Genomic DNA, 6,351 nt, shown 5'->3' on the forward strand with positions numbered 1-6,351 from the left:
TATATAAAGTTGGCTTAACTCCAAGCCCTTATGATGATAAAGTTCACTTTACTATACTTTCTAATAGTAAAAAAAAGACTGACACATAATCAATATGAGTCAGTTTATTATTTCTTATTTAAGAATGATAAGCAAAATAAACAATCACCATCTTTGCGAATGCTTCCATAATGTAAATTACAAATATGAAAGCCCTCTTGATACAGTCTTGCTAAATTATCATACCCTTCACCTATATCAACTGAATTCTGCTTCTTTTGTTGTTTTTCTTTTGATTTTGTCTTTTTTGTTTTTACCGTACTTTTTGTATTTGTTATTGTTGAATCTAAGCGTCGGCGCAAGTTCTCATTTTCTATTTGTAAATGATGATTTTCCTCAATAAGTTCAGCCAGATGCTGCTTTAATTCACCTAATTGAGTATATAGAGACCCGATTTGCTCTTCCATACTGCTGACAGATTCAAATATCTCCTTCTTATCCACTTGTTCCACCTCATTAATCTGTGGATTGCATTGGAACTACGCCTTCTTTCTGCAATTCATCCCAAGTGTATTCAACCACGCGTTCTTGTTCCACTAGGTTTACCTGTAATATTTTCTCTAATATATTCAAACCAACGACCTTGCCTTGTCCATTAGGTGTTTCAATCATTTCTCCTAAATCCGGAAGCTGTTCTTTTGCCGATTCATATTCATCGTTTTCATACTTTAAACAGCACATAAGACGACCACATAGACCAGATATTTTCGTCGGATTTAAAGATAAATTTTGATCCTTTGCCATTTTAATAGAGACTGGTTCAAAGTCCCCTAGAAAAGTAGAACAACACAGCATACGTCCGCAAGGTCCTATGCCACCAAGCATTTTTGCTTCGTCACGTACACCAATTTGTCGAAGCTCAATTCTAGTTTTGAAAATAGCTGCTAAATCTTTTACTAATTCTCTAAAGTCAACACGACCATCTGCAGTAAAGTAAAAGATGACCTTATTGCGGTCAAATGTATATTCAACATCAACTAGCTTCATATCTAGTCCATGTTCTGAAACTTTTTTCTGACACACATGATAAGCTTCTGATGCTGCTTCTTGATTTTCCTGAACCATTAAACGATCCTTCTCATCAGCAAGGCGAATCACCTTTTTTAATGGCAAAACAACATCATTTTCTTCTACCTTTTTATTATTTAGAACAACTTTACCATATTCAATTCCTCGAATTGTCTCAACAATGACAAAATCATCGTCATCTATATGAAGACCATTAGGGTCAAAATAATATATTTTGCCCGCCTTTTTAAAGCGAACACCTACAACATTATACAAACTTATCCCTCCTGCAATGTTAAAACCAATTGCTCCATAAGTAATTGTGGATTCACATTGGCATGAAGCCTTTTTTTAGCTTCTAATATAGAAGTAATCTTCTCTGTTACACTTCTTTGGGTCATTTGAAGGGCATGCTGTTTTATTTGCTGAACGATGTCATGATAAATAATGTTTTCTTCATTACCTATTTGTATAGATAAGACATCTTTATATAAATATAATAGCAAGTCTAACCCTGTATCTTGCTTATCTTTATCATGAAAGTGGTTCATCCACTCCGTGTGTATATATATTGGTGCCTGTCCTTTTCGAGTGATAAGGACCTCATACAATTTTATCACTTTCAATCGAGCCTGCGCAAACCAATCATCTTTTGTTAAGTCCAATGCAGCATTAAGATCATTTGTTAGTTGCGACACTAATGCAGCAATATGCTTAGCTACACCTGACTTCTCAAGGGTTTCTTGGATTGCAATTGGCTGCAATGGATGAAAGGATAACAGCTGACACCTTGAAAGAATTGTATTTAATATTTTATGATACTGTTCAGTTATTAGAATGGCAATTGTGTTTGCGTTAGGCTCTTCTAAAAACTTTAATAAGCTGTTAGCTGCATTAACAGTCATTTTATCAGCATGAATAATCATATAAAGCTTTTTATTGGACTCTACTCCAGACTTTGAAAACTCTTCTTGCAAAGATTGAATTTGCCCCTTTTTTATGGATAATCCATCTGGTTCTACAATATGAACATCAGGGTGATTTCCTGAATCTATTCTTCTACAGTTTTTACAGTTATCACATGGTTCATAGGTTTGAAGATTTTCACAAAAGAAACTTTTTGCTAAAAGAATTCCCGCATCTTTCTTTCCTGTCCCTTTCTTTCCTTCAAACAAATAGGCATGTGCTAACCGTTGTTTTTGAATACTATTTGCTAATAACTTCATCACACGTGGTTGATATGTGACTAGTTCTTGCCAGTTTTTGTTCATACTACTCATCACTCTCTACGTATAGAGGTTAACAAGTAAGCCTTTAACCTCGCCTATTTTTGCAAGAATATCAATTGATGAACTTTCTTTATTCATCATTTCATCTGTAAGATTAATTAATAGCTCATCTACCTGTTCAATAATTTTTAAAGAACGGCTGTTTCCATTATAATCCCAGCTTCTTGACTGCTTCATGTTCATTCCATATTCAACAGCTTCATGAATAAACTTTTTAACTAAAAGCTTATATTTTGATAAATCACTGAAGTTTCTTGACTTTCCTAACCTTCGACCTGCATCATCTATATTTGCCAGCAATTTCGTTAACTGATCATTTTGCAGCTTATTACCTTGCTTGACAATCAAGTCTTGGAATCCTTTTGAAGATGTTTGAGCAACTTTTTGCTCCACTCCTCTTTTATCCAAGGTAGATCTTATATCTTGACTTATCTTCATCATATACCTCCATGGCTTATAAGGCCATATAGACATTATCTAAATCAATGTTAAAATTGATGAAATTGTTCAACAGGTAGAACAAAAACAGTTGCTCCCCCAACCTCTACTTCAACCGGGTATGGAATAAATGAATCTGCATTTCCTCCCATTGGTGAAACTGGTGCCACAAGCTGTTCTCTCGACTTACAATTATCCTTAACAATTTGCAATGCTTTATCAACTCTAATATCCTCAGTACCAATCATAAATGTTGTATTACCGGATTTAAGAAACCCACCTGAACTTGATAGTTTTGTAACACGGAAATTATGCTCAGTAAGTGCATTTAAGAGTTTATTACTATCTTGGTCCTGTACAACAACAATAATTAACTTCATATATAGAAGCCTCCCTTTATTGTAACATGTCCATCTATGTGAATCATTGCTTGTTTAATGGTAATTTCATGATAGCTTATGCTTAAAAAGAAATCACCCTTTTTAATGCTGTTTTTACATCATTTACTACTTCTTCGATAGATTTTTCTGCATCAATAACGATCATTCGATCTGGAAACCTCTCTAAAACTTTTTGGTATCCTTCTTGAACTTTTTGATGAAACGATAAACTTTCTAAATCCAAACGGTTCTTTTCTCTTTCTGAACTTTTATCTATTCTTTGAAGCCCTACCTCAGGGTCAATTTTAAAGTAAAAAGTAAGATCAGGCATTACTCCATTGATCGCAAATTCATTTATTGAAAAAACTTCATCAATTCCGAGTCCCCTTGCATGCCCTTGATATGCCAATGAACTGTCGATAAATCTATCACAAAAAACAACTTTACCGGAATCTAGAGCAGGAATGACCTTTTCAACTAAATGCTGCCTTCTTGCTGCTGCATAAAGCAGTGCTTCTGTTCGAGGATCCATTTCAGTATGATCTTTATGTAAAATAACTTCTCTTATTTTCTCAGCGATATGAATGCCCCCAGGCTCCCTTGTAAAAACAGATTCTATATCCATACCCTTTATGTCTTTCATCAATTTCTCAAGAACAGAAGTTTTTCCTGCTCCCTCTGGGCCTTCAAATGTAATAAATTTACCTTTCAAAAAAGTCACCTCTTATAGATACTTATTTTGCCTTGTTTAATATTATTGTCACCTTGAATGTTTACACCTGATTGGAGTAGTTCTTTTAAGCGATCCACCAAATCAGCTGTAATGGTTTGTCCTATCATAATAAAAGGAATACCTGGCGGATATGGAATGATTGATTCGGCAGAAAAATGTCCAACTGCTTCCTCTAACGAAACTGTTTGCTTTTCACATTTTTTAAAATATGAATAAGATCTTTCTAATCTATGTATGCCAATTTCATCAAGCTCTCTCCAAGTTTTTTCATTCATGTTCGACTTTGAAGTGTTAGGGTTAGGTGGAGGTTTGATTGATCCTAACTTTTCACCTAACGAACATTCACTTGCAAATGGCAAAATAAATAGGACATGATTAGGATTAGCTAACTCTGCATATAGACCATGAAGTTCTAGAAAATCCTGTAGCTCGTAACCTGATAATCCATTTGTAGAGCGAATTGTGACTTTCAAAGGATCCGAATGTATAAGTTTATCATTCGTTTCAATCACGTCCAAATAATTCAGTGCCTTTATCTGCTGTTTTATCACTTCTGTTGATTTTATAATATCAGCTTGCGTTTCCGCTTTTATGATACTCTCAAGATAAGCTCGTGCCATGTCTAGTGATGCCATAATAGGATAGGACGGACTACTACTTTGTAGCACCGATAAATAAAATTCTACCTTTTCCCTATCTATAAGCTTGCTATTAAAGTGTAAATACGATCCCATTGTCATTGCGGGTAAAGTTTTATGAGCAGAATGAATAACAACATCAGCACCAGCCTCTATCGCTGACGCTGGAAATCCATTTCCAGCTATAAAGTGGGCGCCATGTGCCTCATCCACTAGTACAGGGATATGATGTTTATGTGCAAATTCAATAACTTCTTTTAAATGAACTGTTAATCCATAATAGTTAGGATTCGTTATGATTAAGGCCTTCGCATTCGGATAGAGGGAAATTGCTTTTTTTACTCTGTCGCATTCAACATAACTAGGAACCTGATAATCTTCATCCACTTTTGGTGATAAAAAAATAGGGGTAGCTCCAGCAAGCTGAATGCCATGTATAATTGATTTATGTGAATTGCGTTGGACTAGAACTTCTTCACCTTCTAGACAAGATCCCATGATCATAGCCAGATTCCCAACGGTTGATCCATTAACTAAAAAATAAGATCTTTCAACTCCATATAACTCTGCAGTTAACTGTTGTGCCTCAGCTATGACTCCTTTAGCATCATGTAAATCATCTAAACCCGTTAACTCTGTTACATCATAACGTAAAATATCTTTATAAACGTGCTCCATTTGTTTTAACATGACTGTCCCGTTTTTATGTCCCGGCACATGTAATGATACAGAATTCCTCTCAGCATGCTTCTGCAAAGCTGAATAAAGAGGCATTTTCATTTCAATCATCGTCCTTTATGCTCTTTAAACTAATTATAACAATACTTACTATCCTACAACACTCATATCAACCGAAGAAAAGATTTACATTTTAAAAATTATAACTCTAAGCAATCACAGATAAACGCCCAATACATAGTATGCAGATAACAATAATAATTAAATTCATAATTGTGTATACAATAATAGATATTTGGTGAAAATAAGAGGTATGGAGGTGGAGAATATGAATTCTACTAGTTTACAACATTTAAACGGGGAAACTTGCATTATATGTGATAAAGAAAAAGCAACAGGAATTCATCTCTATACAAGTTTCATATGTGTAGAATGTGAAAAAAACATAACAAACACACAAACATCCGATCCTAAATACCAATACTACTTAGAAAAACTAAGAAGAGTGAAAAATCCGCCGCTTTATTCATAAGTTTTTGGGGGAGTGGTATGTGCGTGCCGAGGTGCCTTATACTTCCCAGATTTTGTAGATTAATGTCGGTTAGAATAAAGTAGATAAGTAAGATGATTAGTGACGGTGAAGGGCGTAATTATTGAATTATGCCCTTCATTTGTTTTTCACAGCCTTTCCATTTGATTTCCGATCTTTTCTTACTAATTCCGCCATTTAATGGAAATATTGGGCCTCTTCCACGTACATATTATCGGTTGGGTTATATTTTATCCGCGATTTCGAGGGGTTTATCTGCGATTCTGAATATTTTATCTGCGATTTTTCCGTTTTATCCGCGATTATCAGAGTTTTATCCGCGATTCTACAAAATTCTACAATCTTCTTCAATTGTGATGAGTAGTAAATCTCATCATCAACTTAACATCCTTTATCTCTTCTTTTATTAACAAAATCTGCATTTCTACTTATCTGCCCAATTTTTTAGTTTTAAAAAAGTCCAGTATTTCTACTAATCTTTCCCTCTTCTTACTTGGCAACGTCCTACTCTCACAGGGGGAAACCCCCAACTACCATCGGCGCAAGAGCTTAACTTCCGTGTTCGGACTATCGGCTTACTGTAAATGTCAAGCTAACG

The 6,351-nt window shown here is 34.9% G+C and carries 8 protein-coding genes; 1 reads left to right on the forward strand and 7 read right to left on the reverse strand.

What is annotated here, in order from left to right; genetic code table 11:
- Positions 1-107: 107 nt before the first annotated feature.
- The 7 genes from yabA to COD11_RS02195 all read right to left on the reverse strand — a co-directional run bounded on the left by yabA (position 108) and on the right by COD11_RS02195 (position 5,314).
- Positions 108-482, reverse strand: a complete 375-nt coding sequence (gene yabA, locus COD11_RS02165; RefSeq protein ID WP_098795116.1) for a DNA replication initiation control protein YabA — start codon at positions 480-482, stop codon at positions 108-110.
- A gap of 13 nt (positions 483-495) precedes the next feature.
- Entirely contained in the window at positions 496-1,323 is an 828-nt protein-coding gene (gene ricT / locus COD11_RS02170) for a competence/sporulation regulator complex protein RicT (RefSeq protein ID WP_098795117.1), read from the reverse strand.
- Positions 1,324-1,325: 2 nt separating this feature from the next.
- Positions 1,326-2,318 (reverse strand): DNA polymerase III subunit delta', encoded by a 993-nt coding sequence (gene holB, locus COD11_RS02175; RefSeq protein WP_098795118.1) that lies wholly within the window; start codon positions 2,316-2,318, stop codon positions 1,326-1,328.
- Between the two features lie 15 nt (positions 2,319-2,333).
- Positions 2,334-2,774, reverse strand: coding sequence for a YaaR family protein (locus COD11_RS02180; RefSeq protein WP_098795119.1), 441 nt, complete (start codon positions 2,772-2,774; stop codon positions 2,334-2,336).
- A 50-nt stretch (positions 2,775-2,824) separates the two neighbouring features.
- Positions 2,825-3,154 (reverse strand): cyclic-di-AMP receptor, encoded by a 330-nt coding sequence (locus COD11_RS02185; RefSeq protein ID WP_098795120.1) that lies wholly within the window; start codon positions 3,152-3,154, stop codon positions 2,825-2,827.
- An 82-nt stretch (positions 3,155-3,236) separates the two neighbouring features.
- The gene (tmk, locus tag COD11_RS02190) at positions 3,237-3,866 is read right to left on the reverse strand and encodes a dTMP kinase (protein ID WP_098795121.1); all 630 of its coding nucleotides are present in this window, start codon (positions 3,864-3,866) and stop codon (positions 3,237-3,239) included.
- 5 nt (positions 3,867-3,871) lie between these two features.
- On the reverse strand, positions 3,872-5,314 hold the full coding sequence (locus COD11_RS02195) for an aminotransferase class I/II-fold pyridoxal phosphate-dependent enzyme (protein ID WP_255301518.1): 1,443 nt from the start codon (positions 5,312-5,314) through the stop codon (positions 3,872-3,874).
- Positions 5,315-5,531: 217 nt separating this feature from the next.
- Here COD11_RS02195 and COD11_RS02200 point away from each other — a divergent pair, with 217 nt between their 5' ends.
- Positions 5,532-5,735, forward strand: a complete 204-nt coding sequence (locus tag COD11_RS02200) for a sigma factor G inhibitor Gin (RefSeq protein WP_098795122.1) — start codon at positions 5,532-5,534, stop codon at positions 5,733-5,735.
- Positions 5,736-6,351: the final 616 nt, after the last annotated feature.

The organism is Bacillus sp. AFS040349 (genome assembly GCF_002577655.1).
Lineage (GTDB): Bacteria > Bacillota > Bacilli > Bacillales > Bacillaceae > Metabacillus.